This window comes from Helicobacter pylori (assembly GCF_002832345.1).
GTDB classification, from domain to species: domain Bacteria; phylum Campylobacterota; class Campylobacteria; order Campylobacterales; family Helicobacteraceae; genus Helicobacter; species Helicobacter pylori_CP.
Genome location: NZ_PHLZ01000006.1, coordinates 37,946 through 56,622 on the forward strand (window position 1 = coordinate 37,946; position 18,677 = coordinate 56,622).

At 39.1% G+C, this 18,677-nt stretch carries 19 protein-coding genes, 1 tRNA gene and 1 pseudogene; 5 read left to right on the forward strand and 16 right to left on the reverse strand.

From position 1 onward, the window contains the following. Window positions 1-41: 41 nt before the first annotated feature. The 10 genes from CXY28_RS02945 to CXY28_RS02990 form a co-directional block, all read right to left on the reverse strand. Window positions 42-281: a hypothetical protein gene (locus tag CXY28_RS02945; protein WP_001087903.1), complete on the reverse strand. Its 240-nt coding sequence runs from the start codon at window positions 279-281 to the stop codon at window positions 42-44. After that, window positions 268-648, reverse strand: coding sequence for a flagellar export chaperone FliS (fliS, locus tag CXY28_RS02950; protein ID WP_001199081.1), 381 nt, complete (start codon window positions 646-648; stop codon window positions 268-270). Before fliS ends, CXY28_RS02945 begins: the two co-directional genes overlap by 14 nt. A gap of 40 nt (window positions 649-688) precedes the next feature. After that, window positions 689-2,746, reverse strand: a complete 2,058-nt coding sequence (gene fliD / locus CXY28_RS02955; RefSeq protein WP_198542595.1) for a flagellar filament capping protein FliD — start codon at window positions 2,744-2,746, stop codon at window positions 689-691. A gap of 16 nt (window positions 2,747-2,762) precedes the next feature. After that, entirely contained in the window at window positions 2,763-3,134 is a 372-nt protein-coding gene (locus CXY28_RS02960) for a FlaG family protein (RefSeq protein ID WP_100979406.1), read from the reverse strand. 92 nt (window positions 3,135-3,226) lie between these two features. Continuing rightward, complete coding sequence (locus CXY28_RS02965; protein WP_100979407.1) at window positions 3,227-4,429, reverse strand: murein hydrolase activator EnvC family protein; 1,203 nt, start codon at window positions 4,427-4,429, stop codon at window positions 3,227-3,229. Further along, on the reverse strand, window positions 4,422-5,228 hold the full coding sequence (locus tag CXY28_RS02970) for an FtsX-like permease family protein (RefSeq protein WP_100979408.1): 807 nt from the start codon (window positions 5,226-5,228) through the stop codon (window positions 4,422-4,424). Before CXY28_RS02970 ends, CXY28_RS02965 begins: the two co-directional genes overlap by 8 nt. After that, on the reverse strand, window positions 5,215-5,886 hold the full coding sequence (locus CXY28_RS02975; protein ID WP_100979409.1) for an ABC transporter ATP-binding protein: 672 nt from the start codon (window positions 5,884-5,886) through the stop codon (window positions 5,215-5,217). Before CXY28_RS02975 ends, CXY28_RS02970 begins: the two co-directional genes overlap by 14 nt. Beyond that, window positions 5,883-7,064 carry a tRNA (guanosine(46)-N7)-methyltransferase TrmB gene (trmB, locus tag CXY28_RS02980; RefSeq protein ID WP_100979410.1) on the reverse strand — a complete coding sequence of 394 codons (1,182 nt, stop codon included), beginning with the start codon at window positions 7,062-7,064 and terminating at the stop codon, window positions 5,883-5,885. The genes CXY28_RS02975 and trmB overlap by 4 nt, the downstream gene beginning before the upstream one ends. Before the next feature lie 10 nt (window positions 7,065-7,074). Continuing rightward, entirely contained in the window at window positions 7,075-8,322 is a 1,248-nt protein-coding gene (locus CXY28_RS02985) for a fibronectin type III domain-containing protein (RefSeq protein WP_198542597.1), read from the reverse strand. After that, window positions 8,285-9,268 (reverse strand): RluA family pseudouridine synthase, encoded by a 984-nt coding sequence (locus CXY28_RS02990; RefSeq protein ID WP_100979412.1) that lies wholly within the window; start codon window positions 9,266-9,268, stop codon window positions 8,285-8,287. Before CXY28_RS02990 ends, CXY28_RS02985 begins: the two co-directional genes overlap by 38 nt. 135 nt (window positions 9,269-9,403) lie before the next feature. On the opposite strand from CXY28_RS02990, the gene CXY28_RS02995 reads away from it, so the two are divergent. The 4 genes and pseudogenes from CXY28_RS02995 (at window position 9,404) to CXY28_RS03015 (ending at window position 12,085) form a co-directional block, all read left to right on the forward strand. Continuing rightward, a complete protein-coding gene (locus CXY28_RS02995; RefSeq protein ID WP_100979413.1) occupies window positions 9,404-9,868 on the forward strand; it encodes a GTPase in 465 nt (154 codons plus the stop codon). Between the two features lie 374 nt (window positions 9,869-10,242). After that, a pseudogene (locus CXY28_RS03005) lies at window positions 10,243-10,879 on the forward strand (YcjF family protein); the annotation flags it as partial. A gap of 22 nt (window positions 10,880-10,901) precedes the next feature. Continuing rightward, the gene (locus tag CXY28_RS03010; RefSeq protein WP_100977766.1) at window positions 10,902-12,047 is read left to right on the forward strand and encodes an FtsW/RodA/SpoVE family cell cycle protein; all 1,146 of its coding nucleotides are present in this window, start codon (window positions 10,902-10,904) and stop codon (window positions 12,045-12,047) included. Then, a tRNA-Ile gene (locus CXY28_RS03015) sits at window positions 12,009-12,085 on the forward strand. The genes CXY28_RS03010 and CXY28_RS03015 overlap by 39 nt, the downstream gene beginning before the upstream one ends. 24 nt (window positions 12,086-12,109) lie before the next feature. On the opposite strand, the gene CXY28_RS03020 is transcribed toward CXY28_RS03015, so the two are convergent. From CXY28_RS03020 to CXY28_RS03045, 6 genes are all read right to left on the reverse strand, one after another. Next, on the reverse strand, window positions 12,110-13,066 hold the full coding sequence (locus CXY28_RS03020) for a ribose-phosphate pyrophosphokinase (protein WP_100979415.1): 957 nt from the start codon (window positions 13,064-13,066) through the stop codon (window positions 12,110-12,112). Window positions 13,067-13,130: 64 nt separating this feature from the next. After that, on the reverse strand, window positions 13,131-13,616 hold the full coding sequence (locus CXY28_RS03025) for an HIT family protein (RefSeq protein ID WP_100963508.1): 486 nt from the start codon (window positions 13,614-13,616) through the stop codon (window positions 13,131-13,133). Window positions 13,617-13,625: 9 nt separating this feature from the next. Then, window positions 13,626-15,107, reverse strand: a complete 1,482-nt coding sequence (locus CXY28_RS03030; protein WP_100979416.1) for a Mur ligase family protein — start codon at window positions 15,105-15,107, stop codon at window positions 13,626-13,628. Further along, window positions 15,094-15,819 (reverse strand): lipase EstV, encoded by a 726-nt coding sequence (gene estV / locus CXY28_RS03035; RefSeq protein ID WP_100979417.1) that lies wholly within the window; start codon window positions 15,817-15,819, stop codon window positions 15,094-15,096. Before estV ends, CXY28_RS03030 begins: the two co-directional genes overlap by 14 nt. Further along, on the reverse strand, window positions 15,819-16,862 hold the full coding sequence (locus CXY28_RS03040) for a D-alanine--D-alanine ligase (RefSeq protein WP_100979418.1): 1,044 nt from the start codon (window positions 16,860-16,862) through the stop codon (window positions 15,819-15,821). The genes estV and CXY28_RS03040 overlap by 1 nt, the downstream gene beginning before the upstream one ends. 76 nt (window positions 16,863-16,938) lie before the next feature. Further along, the gene (locus CXY28_RS03045; RefSeq protein ID WP_100979419.1) at window positions 16,939-17,415 is read right to left on the reverse strand and encodes a phosphatidylglycerophosphatase A family protein; all 477 of its coding nucleotides are present in this window, start codon (window positions 17,413-17,415) and stop codon (window positions 16,939-16,941) included. A 146-nt stretch (window positions 17,416-17,561) separates the two neighbouring features. Between CXY28_RS03045 and CXY28_RS03050 the strand changes: the two genes are divergently transcribed. Continuing rightward, the gene (locus CXY28_RS03050; protein WP_100979420.1) at window positions 17,562-18,671 is read left to right on the forward strand and encodes a pyridoxal-phosphate-dependent aminotransferase family protein; all 1,110 of its coding nucleotides are present in this window, start codon (window positions 17,562-17,564) and stop codon (window positions 18,669-18,671) included. Window positions 18,672-18,677: the final 6 nt, after the last annotated feature.

Below are 18,677 nucleotides of genomic sequence, written 5' to 3' on the forward strand. Positions count from 1 at the left end.
CAATAAAAATAGTGCTTTTATTGTATCGTAGTTTAAAAAATCTAAGACAAAAATTTTTGAATCTTTTTAGCCTTATGCATTTGTGATTGCAGTTCTTCTTTTTCTTTTTCTAATAGTTCAATGCTTTGGGCTATCATTTCCTTAAGGCTTAAAAGTGTGTCTAAATCTAAGCTTTTTATTTGCTCTAAAGAAAGGCGCTCTATCAATGAAAAGGCTTGCTTAGAATCTTTTTTAACAAGAGCGATTTTAAAAGAATCTAATAACGCATTAGGCGAGTTCATCTGAATGGATTTCCCTCCAAGCTTCTAACAACCCCCTAGCCACATTCAACACCAAATCAATCTTACTCGCATCATTTTCCACATTGGCCTGCGTTAAAACTTTGATTTGATGGGTGTATAAGCCTGTAAGATACACCGCCACTTCCCCCCCTTTTTCATAATCTAAAATATTCAACAATTCCGTAAAAATATCCGTAACCCTATTAATATAATAAATCTTTTTTTCAATATCTTCATTTTCAATACAGCGTTTGGCTTGCGAGGAAAATCTCAAAATCCCTTCATAAAGCATTTCAATGAGTTTTGCCGGGGATTCCACACTCACTCGGTTATGCTGGTAGGCTTGATAAGCGTTAGCGTATTGCATAATATTCCTTTATCCTTTAAAATTGATAATTCTCTGTTTTTTAATTCTTTTTAGCCGCCGCTTGATCGATCATCATTTGCACGGAATTGAATTTTTGATTGGCTTTAGAGATTTGGCTATCATAAGCCGCAAAGCGTTCCGCCATGATGTTGTAGCGGGTTTTTAGAAGCTCTTGAGCGTTTTCTTTGTCTTTGGTCAGGCTTTTAGCGTCTCTGTCTAGGGAATCTTCATAAATTTTTAATTTAGCGTTCCCTCCATCTATGAGATTGGCGATGACTTGATTGAATTTAGAAAAAATGCCCTCTTGGTGGATTTCTCTGCCCCCCATATCCTTGCTATCGCTCCCATAGAAAAAATCTTGAGTCGCTTTAGGGTTAGAGTTTAGCGCACTTGATAATTTAGCTTCATCTAAACTCATCACGCCTTTATCGTCTAAACTAAGCCCGTATTTCATCAAGCTTTCTACCCCATTATCCGTATGCACGCTATAAGAAAACACGTTATTAAGAGAAGATCGAATCGCACGAATATCGCCCACGCCGTTAAAAATCCCAGCGATTTTAGTGTCAGCGTCATAACGAGTGTCTTCATCCAGTTTAGGGATAAGCTCATTATAGGCTTTGACAAATTCAGTAAGGCTGTCTATAATGGCTTGATTGTCCCTGCTCACGCTGATAATGGCAGGTTTATTAGGCTCTGTGGTTTGCTCTAAAGTGATATTAACCCCGCTAATCACATCATTGACTTCATTAGTGGGGCGTGTGATGCTCACCCCATTATAAGTGAATTCTGAATCGCTCGCTTTTTGCAAATTCTTAGACATAAAAAGCGTGTTTTGTGAAGCTTCATAAGATTGCACCATGCCAGCATTTAAACCCAAATCCTTCAAACTGGCCTTGCCTAAAGCGTCCTCGCCCTTAATCGTTAGCATTCCGGTTTTAGAATTGATCACAAGCTTGCCTTCGGCGTTCTTAAACGCACTCAAGCCTTCCTTAGCGTTGATCGCTTGAATGATAGCGTCTGTGTTTTCTTCACTGGTGTTGCTTTCTTTGGTTAAGGTGCTCAAATCCAATTTTTGGCCATTCAAGCTAATTACCCCTTCTAATTTACCCTCTTTTATCGTGCGAGAGCTTTTTAATAAATCGCTTTCTTGAGTGGTGGTTTGTAAAAACCCAAGCTCTTTAGCCTTACTCCCTTTAATTTCAATGTTTCCCCCACGCTTGTCATTAATGATTAAAGATTCCCCCCCATGAAGAGTGTCTATGGAAATATCCCCATTAGCGATCAAATCTTTAAAATTAGGGTCATTTTCTAAAGCCTGTTCTATCGCTTTTTGGATCGCTGTGTTTTTTTGTTTGATAGAAGCGCTTTCAGGGAGCTCTAGCATGATAGGGACTTCATGCATATTCCCATCAGCCCCCTTTAAATTCAAACTCAATTCGCTTTTTCCGTTTCCATCAACCCCCAAAGAAAGGGCGTTTTTGTTAGTGAGTGTGGATTGGAGGTGTGAGCCAAAATAGACTCGGTTGTCTTCGCCGGTGTTTTTGGTATTCACCATTAATTGGTAGGGGTCATTCCCTCCTGTTTTCATCACAATGCCCATCACTTCGCCATTGGTAGCGTCTGTGATGCTTTGAGCCACATCGCCTAAAGTCATTCCTGCTTTAATATCAACGGCGTAATCCTTGTTTTGCGTGTAAAACTTGAGCGTGGTATCCACTTGGCTAAAAATATCATCTCTTGAAGAAAATTTCGCCCCTAATTCGTTAATATCGCCTTGCGCTAAATTTTGCACATCCACCTTAATATCTTGGATAGGCACGCCAACCCCCACGCTCGCGCTCAACGCATCGCCTGTAACATTGCTTTTTCGGCTGATATAAGTGGAATAATCTGAAAGCGTTTTAACCGGGCCTTTTAGAGATGAAAGGAGCGTTTTAATTTCTACAAGGGCTTTTTGTTTTTCAACATTTTGCTCCATTTTCTTGTCTAGTGGGGCGATTAAAGCTTTTTCATCAGCGTCCTTAAGCTTGTCAATCACATCGTAATTCAAAACCTTACTGCCAAGCCCTAATGAGCTTAATGAACCTATTGCCATGTTTTACCTCTAATTTTTAGCCTCTTTTATCAAAGATAATGCCTATCACATCGCGCATTCTTTGCATAAGCTCCACAGCTTCTTTAGAGGGTATTTCTCTTATCACCTTATCCCCATTAGCGTCTTTGACTGAAACCACTAACCCTTTGATCGTATCGTTATAACTAAAATTAATATCCGTGCCAATGCGTTTCATTTCTTCATTCAGACGCTCGCTCAATAATTCTAGCTTGGGTTTGTATTGATCAGGGTCTATCGTTGTCTTAGATTCATCAATAGTGCTTTCTATAGTGTTTATAGTGTTTGTGCGACTGATCTCTTTTGTGGGGGTTGTTTGAACGCTTGTGTGAGATGTGGGAATCCCAATCCCTTGAACTTCATTGACCATAAAAACCTCCAAATTTTTCCATGCCTACAAGTATAATGATTTCTTTGTTTGCATAAGCTCTTTAGCCAATATCGGCAATAAAAATGATTTGTTTAATTGCGCGCAATGAGTTCTAAGGGGTTGATGTGTTTTTCTTTCATGGTAACTTCAAAGCCCAGGCGTTGATCAATGCGCCCTAAAACATAGCCTTTTTGGATCCGCATACCGCTTTTAATGGTGGGGGCGATTTTATCCAGTTGAGAATAAATCGTGCGGATGCCGTTTTTATGCTCAATGATAACGACTTTTTTAAGCATGTTGATTTCTTTAGCGAACACGATTTTCCCATCTAAAACATTACGCACCAAAGCGTTTGGGGTTTTTGACACCAGCGTAATAGACTCGCTAAAAATTTTCAAATTATAAACCGGATCAATATAGGGACCAAATTTTTGCACCACTTCATAATCGTTCAAAGGAGCGATCGTTTTTGGCCCGTTATAGCTCGTGGTGTTGATATTTTGATAAGAGCTCGCCACTTGTTTGACTTCTAAGGCTTGAGAAGATTTTTTCAAACTGACCCTCTCTTCATTTTCTCTATTTTGTTTGATGATATTCAAGCGTTTTAAAAGAGCGTTCAAGTTCTGGCGCTCTTTTTCTAAAAGGGTTAGTCGTTGGTTATAGATCGCATAGTCTTTTTGCATGCTCAAAATGAGTTTATTTTGTTCGGTTTGCAAGGATTTTAAGGTTACTTCACGAGTTTTTTGCTCATCTATGACAGATGAGATTTTTTGAATGCTGCTTTTGACTTTTAAAGCTTGCACGTTGAGATCTCTTTCTTCTTGGCTTAGTTGCGACATTTTAGACAGGGTGCTTTGGTGCAAGTTTTCAAACGCTACTTGTAAAATCACATCATTAGAAGAGGCTAAATTCTGCCCCTTTAGGGCTTGTGAAAAAAGAAAATCCTCTAAAAGCGTATCAAACACCCTCTTTTGTAAAGACGATCGCTGTTTTTGCAAATGATCTAAAGACTTGCGGTAGTTAGTTAGGACTTTTTCTTGCACCAAACTTTCGTTACGATTTTTTTCAAGACTCTTTTTTAAGGCGGCCATTTGGCGCTCCATCTCCGCTTTTTGAAGCTCTTTAGAGCGGATCGCTTCGCCTAAAGAACTCAAACGGCTGTTCAATTGGTTTTTTTCTTCATGGGTTTTTTTCAAAAGGGTTTCTTTATGTTGAATATCTTTAGCAATATCGCTCACTTTTTGCGTGTTAGCTGATAGTAAGGTGGCTAACAAAAACACCCCTAATTTATACATGTCTAGTCCTCCAAACTACAAGTAAAACAGAAACAAATGAGATTACAAGGCTAAAAAGCAGTCCCCATAAAAAATGGTTTAAAACAAACGAACCTCCTATAATACCCAAAGTATCCATCGTTTTTTCAAAACCTTTTTGCGAAGTGGTATAGAGCATGAGCATGGGGGCTAAAAAACTAGCGATTAGAGAATCCATTAAAGCTATTTTATACAAAAACCCGTTTTTAAAAGATACTGAAGCCCCTAATAAATCCATGATCTCTAATCTTTCATGGTATTGATAGATCCAGATGCGGACTTGTTTAAACATCAATAAAACCGATAAGACAAAGACCACTAACGCAAAGATATAGACCGCTGCTTTAATAAAACTCAAGAGATCATACACTTGCATGTAGGTTTTGGCAAAGACTTCAACTTTTTGAACGCCAGGGATTTTGAGCAATTTTTCTTTAATGTTTTCTAAACGCTCTTGAGTGGGGAATGTGGAAAGTTGTAAAGAATAAAAAAAGGGTAAATTTTTTTTTAATTCCTTAAGCCCGTCTGTACCTAAAGTTTTTTGAAGAGGTTCTAAAGAATAATTGGGATCAATTTCTTTTAACGCTATGATTTCGTTAAAATTTTGACGCAACAATTCCAAGCTTAATTTTTGTGCGCTGGCCAACACGACTGAATAATCTTCAATCAATTTTTTTTCTTTCTGTTCGATCGCTTGATTGATAAATAACACGCACTCCAAGCTAAACAATAACGCTACTAGGGGAATGATAAAGGCTAAATGTTTTTTAAGAGTATTCATAAACTTCCCCATCTTCTATGTAAAATTTTCGGTGATAAGCGCTAAAATTTTTAGGGAATTTGTGCGTAACCACCACGATCGTAGCGTTTAATTGCGTGTTCATGCCCCTTAATAAGCTCCAGATTTTATCGCTAGAATAATCATCTAAATTCCCGGTAGGCTCATCGGCTAAAATGAGTTCAGGGCAGTTCGCCATAGCCCTAGCCATAGCCACTCGCTGTTGTTCGCCCCCGCTGAGCTCTTTGGGGTAGCGGTTAGCCTTATGGCGTAAATCAATATGCCCTAAAAGTTTTTCTAGCTGCAAGCGGCATTCTTCTTTTTTGATTCCGCAAATAATCATCGGCAGTTTGATGTTTTGCTCAATCGTGTAATCTTGGATCAATTTATAATCTTGGAAAACCACGCCAATATTTTTACGCAAATCTAAAATCGTTGCTTTTGAAGCGTTGTTCATGTTGATATTGCAAACTTCTAATTTACCGCTAAAAAGTTTTAAATCCCCATAAAACGATCGCAAAAGCGTGCTTTTACCGCTCCCGCTAGGCCCTGAAATGAACACAAAGTCCTTGCGTTTGATGCGCAAATTAGCATGCTTGATAACCGGTTCGTTTTGCTGGTATTGTAAGCATAGATTGTTCGCTGCGATGATCACACTCATCCAATTCCCTTTTGGCTTAGGATATTTTGAAGCAAAAGATGCGCTTTGTGGTTGTTTAAGGTTTTTAAGGGGCTTTTATTGAGGTAAAAAATCTGGTTTTCTGTCAGTAAAACAAACAAACGCACAGGCCAATCAAAATCCCCCATACTCAATTCCACTAAAAAATCCCCCTTATCCTCATAAATATTGCAAACATGCACAAAATACCCCTCTTGGATGGTTTTGGGGGTTTTTAAAATCGTTTTAACGCTCTTTTTACTCATTGTTATTGTATCAAAAGAAAAATCAAATGCATGGTTATCAAAAGGGGTTTCATCCAATTCTAAAGAATAAATTCTTAAATCATAAATATCTTTTTTGAGTTTATTCCAACGCGCTTCATACTTGCTGACCACCGGGATTTGAGCGTTTTTTTTGATTTCTATCTCGCATTGAAAGTTTTTTAGGGCTAATTTTAGGCTGTCTTCAAAATAAAGGCTATCATCGGTGCGTAATTCCAAAAACCCTCTAGGCTTTAAAACCCTTAAAGCTTCGTTTAAAAACTTTTCGCTTAGCACCCGGCGGTGTTTTTTCTCATTCCATGGCACAGGGAAATGCACAAAAATTTTTTCGCACTTATAATTTGGCATGCTCTCTAAAACCAAACGGCCATCGCCTTGCAAGATGCACAGATTTTTTAAATCCAACAATTCAATTTGCTTTAACGCTTGCGCGATAGAGGGGGTGTGAATCTCTATCCCTAAGCATGTTTTAGTGGGGTTGTTTTTAGCTAATTCTATCAAATGCCTCCCGCTCCCAAAACCAATTTCGGCTAAAATAGGGGCTTGATTGTTTTGGATAAAGTCTTCAAAAGCCTCTAAATCAAGGGTTTTTTTTTGGCTCGCATGTTTAGAATTTTCTTGCAAATTATGCGAAATGACCTCAAAAGATTGCGAATAAATCCTTAAAGCTTGTTTTAAAATTTCTCGTTTTAAGGGCGTTGCTTTTTCGCTTTTGATTAAAAAATCACCCGCTCGCCGGATTTTTTGCAATAAAAAAATATGATCCTTAAAACTCGCATACACACAGCTTTTAGTGGGGTGTTTTAAGCTTAAAAATTCCTTATGAAAACAAAAATCCCCTGCAATTAAGGGGTATTCTAAAGGCTTGGAATCCAGCTTGGCTAAAAAATGGGGCATTAAAACCCTTTTAGCGCTCTAAAAATAAGCGCACTTCTTTGCTGGGGTGCGACTCTAATCCATCCTTATCCACGCTCACCACTTGATAGCGGTAAGCCACGCCCACTTTCATGTCTTTATCCACGAATTGGTTTTTGGTGATATTCCCAAAGCGCAAAGGGGTTTTAGAATTGGCTTCAAAACGATACACCGCATAGGTGGCTATTTTAGCGCTTGGGTTATTTTCCCATTGGATAAAGGCTGAAGAATCTTGAATAGTCCCTTTAGTGATGATAGGGGCTTCAGGCCTGTCAGCGGTCTCACCCATTGCAGGCTCTTTGGGTAATGCCCCTTCAAGATGCGTTTTATCAAGGGCAACGACTTTATAATAACGAGTGAGGTTGTCTTTTTCTATTTTATCCACATAGGAAGTGTTGGTGGTTTGAGCGATGAATTTGTATTTATCGTTGCGGTTATTGGAAGCGTAAATGCGATAAGCTATCACATCTTCTTGGGTGGATTTGTCCCAACTCAATTCAATGTGTCGTGTGAGGTTTTGGCTCACTCTAACATTAGTGATTTCTTTGGGTAAGTCTTTGGTTTTCCCCTCCACTATGACGCTGGGTCTAGACTTATCCCCCATGAAATTTTCAGCAATGACTCGGTAGCGGTATTTTGTCCCATCTTCTAGATCTTTATCAAAATACTCCACAAACAAGCGGTTTTTCACAGCCCCTACATTCAAAAATTTGCCGTCTTTATTCTGCCTTTGAATGATGTATTTAGAAACGCTAGGGTTAGGGTGCGGGCTCCAAAAGACTTTCACGCTTTTAGGGTATTCAAGGCTTGCAAAAACGCTTTCTACAGGATTGATAAAAGAGGTTTTTACTAAAATAGGATCTGAAAGTTTAGAGATTTTATCGCCCTTGTAAGTGGCGATCTGGTAAGTGTAAGAACTCTCTGTTTCTAGCCCCTCATCATAATAATGGGTCGCATAAGGGTTTTTAATCGTGGCGATTCTTTTAAGCTTGGAGTCTTTTTTCAAACGATACAAAATAAACCCATCAATATCATAAGTATCAGCGATTTTAGGCCATTCAAAACCCACTGAACTCACATCGTTAATGGTTTTAATAGAATGGACTACCGGAAGCTTTGTGTCTGTATTTTCTTGATTATTAAGGGCTGAAAAAGTATGATTCCTGGTAGAAGAACACCCTATAAAAACCGCTAATACCACACTACTTTGCAATAAAAGCGTGAAGTATTTTTTCTTCATCCAAGACCTCATCTAAATTCTCCTTATCAAAAACTTTTTTAAGATATTCTAACATATCCTTTAATAGGGGAACTTTAAAGCGCAGTTTCTGCTCGCTTCTAGGGTGTTTGAACTCTATCAAATAGGCATGCAGCATGATTCTTATGTCTTCTTTAGAAAGCGCCCCATTAAGCCCGTAAAGATTATCGCCTATGATGTGTCTGTTCAAATATTCTAAATGCGCTCTGATCTGGTGCGTACGCCCAGTGAACAATTTAGCCCCTATCAAATTAAGATTATTTTGAGAAGTCAGCAAGCTAGTAAATTCGCTTTTAGAATAGCGGCTTTTTTCTTTTTTAGCCGCTTTGAGCGCTATCATTTTTAAGCGGTTATTGGGGTTTCTTGTCAAATAGCATTCCACGCTCATTTTTTCTTCTTTTAGGGGCGTTGAAAGTAAGGCGATATAATAGCGCCCCATTGTTTTAGTTTTGAGCTGCTCGCTCAAATGAACATGGGTAAAATTGTTTTTAGCGATGACAATCCCTCCGCTCGTATCCTTATCCAAACGATGCACAATCCCATAGCGCTCTTTTAAGCCTAGATTAGAAAGCTCGTAATTTTGAGATTTTAACCAATCCACTAAAGTAGGCTCTTTCACGCTTGGGGCTTTATGGACGACTAGATTAGGGGGCTTATTCAACACCAATAAATCTTCATCTTCAAAAATGACTTCTATTTCTAAATCAAGCTCTTTTTTTAAGGGTTTGGGCGCGATTTTGGGCGTTAAAAGCGTGATTGTATTGCCCTCTTTTAAAGCTAGCCCCCCTTTTTTCACCTCCTTTTTTTGACAAAACACTAACCCCTCTTTAATCAAATTCAATACCTGATTTTTAGAAATTTGCAATTCTTTGGCTAAAAATTCATCAATGCGTTTGTGATTAGTTGGGGCGATGAAAACTTTTTGCATTCAAACTCTTTTTTGCATTTTTAAAAACCATTATTCTACTCAAAACCTTAAAAAAATCCTATTTCATTATTTGAATACGCTATAATCGGTGCGACAACATTTCGTGGCTCAAATCATTTTAAAAAAGGGGTTCTAATGGAACATAATGGGCATGATAAACTGAACGGCATTTTGCGTGGTTTTTTAGGCGACTCATTCACGCTTGATGGGAAAGAGGGAGGATTGAACATGAGCAAGATGCTTGAACACATCAAAAAAGAAAAACCAATCATGAATATTTTGCTTATGGGGGCTACTGGGGTGGGTAAAAGCTCGCTCATTAACGCTCTATTTGGTAAAGAAGTAGCTAAAGCAGGCGTAGGAAAGCCTATCACTCAGCATCTTGAAAAATACATTGATAAAGAAAAAGGCTTGATTTTGTGGGACACTAAAGGCATTGAAGATAAAGATTACCACGACACCATGCAAAGCATTAAAAAAGAAATGGAAGATTCTTTTAAAACGCTTGATGAAAAAGAAGCCATTGATGTGGCGTATTTGTGCGTTAAGGAGACTTCTGGTAGGATTCAAGAGAGAGAGAGAGTTATTAAGCGTTGCTAAAAGTTGGAATATCCCAACGATTTTCGTTTTCACACACACTCAAGCCGAAGCCGGCGATGCGTTTGTCCAAGAATCTAAAGCGATCATAGATGAAGAATGGGGGTGTGAAGTGCCCAACCGCTAAAGACGATTGGGCTTCCTAGGCTGATGTTGCCCGTAGGGAGAGTTTGGTTCTCACTCTGTGTCCCTATAGTAGGGATTTTACAGAGTTTGAGCTCCAACGCATTCCCTACAGGTCTCACACATCATATCTCCAAAGGCGTAACTTTGCACACTTCCTGCGCTAGATACGAATGTATGGGGATATGATACCATGAATTGGTAGCATTCATCCCAAACACTAAAGATATTTGGGATTTCTGCTTTTGGTGGTTAAAGGTTTTGTCAGAACCTATGTGAGGGTTAATTCGGTTAAATATTTATCTGATGATGATAAAGAAATCCCTATTAAAGGTTTGGAAGAATTGGTAGATGAAACGAAAAAATGCCTTTCAGACGCTATGAGAAACCATTTTTTGCGTGTTCAAAAAATTAAGATTCAAGAAAGAAAACAGGCTATGATAGCTAAAAGTAAAAAAATTATTCATGTTGCATCAGGCCTTGCAGGAGCGGCTGGGGCTAGTCCCATACCTTTTAGCGATGCGTTCGCTATTGCGCCCATTCAAGCAGGAATGATCTATAAAAATGAATGACGCTTTTGGAATGGATTTGGATAAATCTGTGGGCGCGAGTTTGGTCGCAGGATTGTTAAGCGTAACCGCTGTCGCGCAAGTGGGGAGAACGCTCGTTAATGGTTTCCTTAAATTCATTCCTGTTGTGGGGAGTGTTGCAGGGAGCGCGACCGCTGTGGCTATCACAGGAGGCATTGGGTTTGCTTATTTGAAAGTGCTAGAAAAGTGCTTTAATGATGAGACGGGCGAGGTCAATTTGCCTGGTGAAGTTGGCATGATAACTTCTCTCTTTAAGGAGAATTATCTCAACTTGGATACAATCAAAAAATTAAAACCATAAGATTAGGGGTTATGAAAAACGCATGGCATTAGACAAAAGGATTTGGATGCATTTTGATCTTTTGCCTTTTGTGTTTATCATCCCCTTGTTGGTGGTTTCTTTTGTATTGATTTTTGAGAGCAGCGCGGTTTTGAGCTTGAAGCAAGGGGTTTATTATGCGATAGGGTTTCTTCTCTTTTGGATCGTGTTTTTTATCCCTTTCAGGAAGCTCGATCGGTGGCTCTTTGTGTTTTATTGGGCGTGCGTTATTTTATTAGCGTTAGTGGATTTTATGGGGTCTAGCAAGCTTGGGGCGCAACGATGGCTAGTCATTCCTTTCACTTCTATCACTTTACAGCCCAGCGAACCCGTGAAAATCGCTATCCTCTTGTTATTGGCGCATTTGATTAAAATCAACCCGCCTCCTTTTAAGGGCTATGATTGGGGCATGTTTTTAAAGCTTAGTTTTTACATTTGCTTACCGGCGGCTTTGATTTTGAAACAGCCTGATTTAGGCACGGCTCTTATTGTTTTAATCATGGGTTTTGGGATTTTATTGATCGTGGGTTTAAGGACTAGGGTGTGGCTCCCTCTTTTAATCGCTTTAATAGTGGCTTCGCCTATCGCTTATCATTTTTTGCATGATTACCAAAAAAAGCGCATCGCAGACTTCCTTTCTGAAAAGCCTAATTACCATGTCATGCAATCCATTATCGCTATAGGATCGGGCGGGTTTTTAGGCAAATCTAAAGAAGCCTGCACCCAAACCAAATTCAAATTCTTGCCTATCGCAACGAGCGATTTTATCTTCGCCTATTTCGTGGAGCGTTTCGGGTTTTTAGGGGCTATGTTGCTTTTTGCGATTTATATAGGCTTGAGTTTGCATTTATTTTTTTATCTGTTTGAGAGCAACAGCGATTGGTTTTTAAAGATTGTAGCCCTTGGGATTTCTATTTTAATCTTTGTTTATTCCAGCGTGAATATCGCCATGACTTTAGGGTTAGCCCCTGTGGTAGGGATTCCCTTGCCTTTATTCAGCTATGGGGGGAGCAGTTTTATCACTTTTATGATCCTGTTTGCAATCCTAGAAAACCTGCTTGCTTTTCGCTATATTTTTGGATACAATAGCAAACCATCCTTTGGGAATTTTGGATTCTTAGCTCAGCTGGTCAGAGCGCTCGGCTCATAACCGATTGGTCGTAGGTTCAAGTCCTACAGAATCCACCACTCCCGCTTTTTTTATTCTCCTTTTTAAGTGAAAAGCGATTGGACGCTTTCGTTATGATAAATCCTTCTGATCACTTCCGCAAATAAGGGCGTTACGCTTAAGGTGGTGATTTTATCGCATTTTTGAACTAAAGGGATAGAGTTAGTTACCACCACTTCATCTAACGCGCTTTCTTTAATGTGCTTGATCGCATTCCCGCTCAAAACCGCATGCGTGCCTAACGCCATGACAGAAGTCGCCCCTTGCTCTTTTAAAGCCAAAGCGGCTTTACAGATCGTGCCTGCGGTATCAATCATGTCATCCACTAAAATCACATCGCGTTCCTTGGCTGAGCCGATAATATTCATCACTTCGCTTTCATTAGCTTTTTCACGGCGCTTATCCACGATGATTAAATCTAAGCCCATTTGATTGGCAAAATACCTAGCTCTTGTAACCCCACCCACATCAGGGCTAGCGATTATAGGGTTTTTTAACGCTTTAGAGCGGATATAGTCTCTAAAGACGATAGATCCGTATAAATTATCCACCGGCACATCAAAAAAGCCTTGGATTTGCCCGGCATGCAAATCCATCGTAATGATCCTTTCAATCCCCACTTCTTGCATCAAGTTAGCGACCATTTTAGCCGTGATAGGCACTCGTGGAGCCGCTTTTCTGTCTTGTCTGGCATAGCCAAAATACGGCAACACCGCTGTGATAGAATTGGCCGAACTGCGCCTTAAAGCATCTACCATGACTAACAATTCCATTAAATTGTCATTGACAGGCACGCAAGTGGGCTGGATGATAAAAATATCCTTACCGCGCACCGATTCGCTGATTTGGATATTGATTTCGCCATCGCTGAATTTCCCGATCACCGCTTTGGATAAGGGAACGCCTAAATGCTTTGACACTTCTTTGCCAAAGGCAGGGTGAGCGCTCCCTGAAAAAATCTTAAAACCACGCATCTTTGCCTTAAACCCACGCGCCTTCATCGCTGACACTCCTTAAAATGAATTGAAATCAATTGTAACACACCCAAATTAAAAGCGTTTGTTTTCAACTAAGCTCCTTTTCTAATAGGTTTTTTAACGCAAGATAGGTTTCATTAATATCCATCCCGCACACCCTGGTTTGAGCGATAACGCTCATAAAATTGCTATCGCCTAAAAACCTAGGTACTAAATGCACGTGCAAATGCTCAGGGATCCCTGCTCCGGCGTTTCTGTGCAAATTCAAACCTAAATTGATCCCTTGAGCGCCATAAGCATACAACGCTTTTAACACTTTAGGCACTAAAGCATTCATGTTCAGCCAAATGTTAAGATCTAAAAGTTCAACGCTCGCTTGATGCGCATGAGGAATAATCAACAAATGCCCCGGGTTATAAGGGTAGGCATTCATCACCACAAAGAGATCGCTATTTCTATAAAGCACTCTGTTTTCTAGATCTTTTGTGGGGTTTTGAGAAATTTCACAAAAGACACAACTTTTATTTTTCTCTTTCAAATAACTTTCGCGCCAAGGGGCGTATAAATGTTGCATGTTCATTTCCTAAATGTAATTAGGGGCGTCATTAGCGAATAAAATCAAATCGCCTTGAATCGTGGTGGCTTGTAAGATATTTTCCAATTGTGCCTTATCCTTGAGTAAGATTTTTTGGGGGGTTTTCAATTGGGAAGCAATCGTTTTGGAATTCAACTCCCCTGTGATGATAGCGACATCAAAAACCTCGTCTATTTTTTGCGCTAAAGTTTCATTACTTTCTGTATTGCTTTCCACTAATCCCGGTGTTACGATGACTTTACGCCCTTTGTGCAAACTCGCTAAACGAATGCCCTCTAACATGCCCTTTAAATTCCCGTTAAAGCTATCGTCTATGATGATTTTTTGATTCACTTCCAAAAGTTGCAAACGATGGGCAATAGGGTTGAGTTCCAAAACAAGCCGTTTGATCCTTTCTATCTCTAAGCCCAAATGCTTAGCGATTAAAATGGCTGAAGCGATATTATAAGCGTTGAATTTGCCTAAAACCTTTGTTTCAAAGCTTTCCCAAACGCTGTCTATAAGCATTTCAAAAGAAGTGCCTTTTAAAGTGGATTGGATGTTTTTAACCAGGCTAGAAACATCTATTAAGGGGCTATCTTTAGGGGCATAAGGCTTGATTTTTTCTACAGAGTAACAAAAGGCTTTTTCTAAGCGTTTGGAATCCAATAATTCCGCTTTAGTCTCGCAAATATTTTCTAAAGTTTTAAAATATTCTAAATGCTGTTCGCCCACTTCTGCGATCACGGCAAGGTGCGGTTCAATAAGGCGGGTGATTTCTTTAATATCGCCCTTGTTCCTTGCCCCGGCTTCAGCGATATAGATTTCACTCTTATCGTCTAAATTCTGGTTAATATCATTCGCAAGCCCTAAAAGGGTATTGACGCTTTTGGGGCTTGCATGCGTATTGAATGTGGTTTGTAAGATTTGAAGCAAGAAATTTTTGGTGCTGGTTTTCCCAAAACTTCCGGTAATGGCGATGACTTTTAAATTTTTTAAAGAAGCGATTTTATCTTTAGCGGTTTGCAAATACTGCCTAGATAGGACTTTTTCAAAGATTAAAGAAGTGCTTAAAACGAATATAAATAAACACAAATAGCCAAGCGCGAGCGAAATCCCATTCAAAGGGACTAGTTCTGTATTTAAGATTTCATGCAAGATTAAAAAGAGTAATAAGAAAATAAAAAAGCGCTTCACCCTTGGCGTGAAAACTAAAGGCTTGTCGTTGCGTTTGGCCCAGATAATGAGCATGGGCATTTGAATAACGCCGCAAAAGAAATCAAAAACAAACGGCATTTTGAAAGCATGCGATAGGATAAACACCCCTAAAGGCAATAAAAAATAAATCCCATGCCAACGCATTTTGTGGTGCTTGGTTAAGATCCTAAATACGCTGTAATGATACCATTGCAATAAAGTCATTATATAATAGCCAAGCCCTGTTATAAAGAGCCAACGAAACGCTAAATTCAGCCAACTAAGACTTTGCATGATGATAATTCTCCACTAGTTTTTCAATCTCTTTTGCTTGGTTTAAAAAAAAGAAATGATCCCCTTCTAACACGAATAATGCGCTTCTTTTCAATAAGGTTTGCATTTTTTGAGCGGAGCTTAAGGGGGTTGCTTTATCATCTTTACCCCAAAATAATAAAACTTCTTTCTCGCATCGTTTGAAATGATCGCTAAAGTCTTCGCTAATTACTTTTTTAAAGGTTTCATACATGACTTGATTAAGCCCCATAGCGTCCTTACTCCTCAAAAACCCTAAATTCAAGCCTAATTTTTTAAAGATTTTAGCTAAAAGGATTTTACAACGCACTTTTAAGGGTTTTGGCTCTAAAATCCCGGCGCTGCTCAATAAAACCATCCGTTCGTTTTCACACAAGATCGCTACTTTCCCTCCAAAGCTATGCCCAAAAACGACATGCGCTTTTTTACCCACGCTTTTTAAGAACAAATTGATGATATTAGCATAATCTTTAGTTTCTAAGACTTTTTCATCGTTGGGGCTTTGATTGAAACCGGGCAAATCCACATACAAATGGTTGTAATTTAAAAAACAGTCTTGAAACGCTTGTTGCATGATTTCTTTAGAACTCCCCCAGCCATGCAAAAACAAGGCGTTTAAAGGGCTATGGTTATCTATAAAAGTGTAGGAAATGTCAAAAACGCTATCCAAATAAGCGATACTGCGTTTGGCCATTACTTATTCTTTTGGATTTGCAACAAATAAGAGTTTTTGATTTGGATTTTAGGGGTTTTGGGTAACGATTGCGCTAAATTTTCTAGCGTTGTTTTAAAATCATCAAACAAATAATTGGCCAAACTGCCAGGAATGGGGTTGATCTCATTAAGATACACTTCATTTTCTATGACAAAAAAATCGCAACGAATGATCGCACCATCAAACAAATCGTTATAGAGTTTTTTAAAATTTTCTTTCAATTGTTCTTCTAGGGCGTTAGAAAGATTCGCTTTAGGGGCTTTATTGCGTGAAAAATCCAAATATTTTTGTTTGAAATCTAAAAATTCCTGTTTGTTAGGCTCTTCAACATAGGAAAAACAAAAATCCTTTTTGATTTTACAGCCGGCCAAGTTGTATTCTTTCACTCCTTGAATGAAAGGCTCTATTAAGACCTCTTTAGAATATTCAAACGCACCGTCTAAAGCGTAAATCAATTCTTTTTCTTCTTTCACCACGCTCACCCCTAAAGAACTCCCGGCGTTATTAGGCTTGATTATGAAAGGGAAATTAAAGTTCATCAAATTTAGGGCGTTAGCGCGGTTTTTTTCATTCAAAAGAACGCAATCTAAAGTCTTTACCCCTAAGTCTTTGGCGTAAAGCTTGGTTAAATATTTATTATAACTCAACACGCTCGCTTCAACCCTAGGGCCTATAAAAGCGATACGATAAAATTCTAACAAGCTCGCTAATTTCCCGTCTTCGCCATCGCCCCCATGCACGAGATTGATCACTAAAGGCAATTCTATCGTTTTAGCACCTAAAAACGAGTTTTTGAGCAAACCATTGCGCGTAAGGATTAGGGGGGGTAATTTTTTTTCTTTGATTTGAGCGAAGTATTTTGAATGCATGTTGGATTCTTCAATCAAATAAAAATAGTGGTTTTCATCTAAAAAAATAAAATATTTAATCCTATCTTTTAACACTCCTTTAAGCGCAATCGCGCTCACAATGCTGATTTCATGCTCAAAACTCGCCCCACCAAATAAAACGCAAAACTCCACGATCAAACTCCCTAAAAACGACTGCAATAAAGTCTATCTATATTTACCTAAAAAAAGGCTTTTGAATTTTCTTAAATTAAAGTTTAATGTTAAAAAATCCCAAAATATGGATGACTAATAACACGCTCAATCCGGCTAAAACACCCGCTAAAGCGTCATCAGCCACCACCCCTAAACCTCCTTTAACTTCTTTGTCTATCTTGCCAATGAGTGAGGGCTTAGTAATATCATAGATCCTAAAAAAGATAAAACTCAAAACCACACCCGCTAACGATAACCCACTAATCGCCATCGCTAGCCACATGCCCACTAATTCGTCTATCACAATGTAAGAGCTGTCATGAATCTTACTTTCTTCTTCTTCTTTGTCTATTTGAGCGATAGCGATAAGCCCAACAAAAATCGCCCCTAAAAACAAAGTGTTAGCCGAAAAAATTAAAATAGGTAAGCCCAGTAACAACGCTACTAAACTCCCTATCGTTCCAGGAGCTTTTTTAGAATACCCGCTAAAAAAAAGGGTTAAAAAACACGTGCGAAGACTAAATTTATCCAATCATTGCCTTAAATTCTTTTTAAATCATGGCATTTTAGCATTTTATTTGCATTAAAAAGCGATTTTCTTAAACAATAAGGCTTAATTTTAAGCGCGTTTTAGTATGATACCTTTTAAATTCTCTCAAAAATTAAAGGTTAATTTTAATGTTGCTTTTCACTCCAGGCCCTGTAGCCATTAGCGAAGAGATGCGTTCAAGCTTTTCTCAGCCAATGCCCCACCACCGCACTAAAGATTTTGAAAAGATTTTCCAAAGCGTGCGAGAAAATTTGAAAAAAATGACCGGTCTAGAAGAAGTTTTGCTTTTAAGCAGCAGCGGGACGGGGGCTATGGAAGCGAGTGTGCTTTCCTTGTGTCAAAAAGAGTTGCTTTTTGTTAATGCGGGCAAGTTTGGCGAAAGGTTTGGCAAGATCGCTAAAGCCCATTCTATCAAAGCCCATGAACTAGTCTATGAATGGGACACGCCCGCTCAAGTAGATGGAGTATTAAACGCGCTTAAAGCCAACCCTAACATTGATGCGTTTTGCATTCAAGCATGCGAGTCCAGTGGGGGGTTACGACACCCTGTAGAAAAAATCGCTCAAGCCATTAAAGAAACTAACCCGAATGTTTTTGTGATTGTAGATGCGATCACCGCTTTAGGGGTTGAGCCTTTGGAAATAACGCATGTTGATGCGCTCATTGGAGGGAGTCAAAAAGCGTTCATGCTGCCTCCTGCGATGAGCTTAATCGCATTGAGCCAGAAGGCGATTGAACGCATAGAAGAACGCAATGTGGGGTTTTATTTCAATTTGAAGAGCGAATTGAAAAACCAAAAAAACAACACCACAAGCTACACCGCTCCTATTTTACATACTTTAGGGTTGCAGCGCTATTTTGAATTGGTGCAGAATTTAGGGGGCTTTGAAGCGCTCTATCAAGAGACTAAACGAACTGCTTTAGCCACCCAAAAAGCCGTTTTAGCGCTCGGTTTAAAGATTTTCCCTAAAAGCCCGAGCTTGAGCATGACAACGATTGTTAGCGAGCATGCCAAAGAATTAAAAAACCTTTTGAAAGAAAAATACCAGGTGCAATTTGCGGGCGGTCAAGAGCCTTATAAAGACGCGCTCATTCGCATCAACCACATGGGGATCATTCCTGTTTATAAAAGCGCTTACGCCTTAAACGCCCTAGAATTAGCCTTAAACGATTTGGATTTAAGGGAATTTGACGGCACGGCGAACGCAACCTTTTTGAAACAATATTATGAAACTTAAGGATCA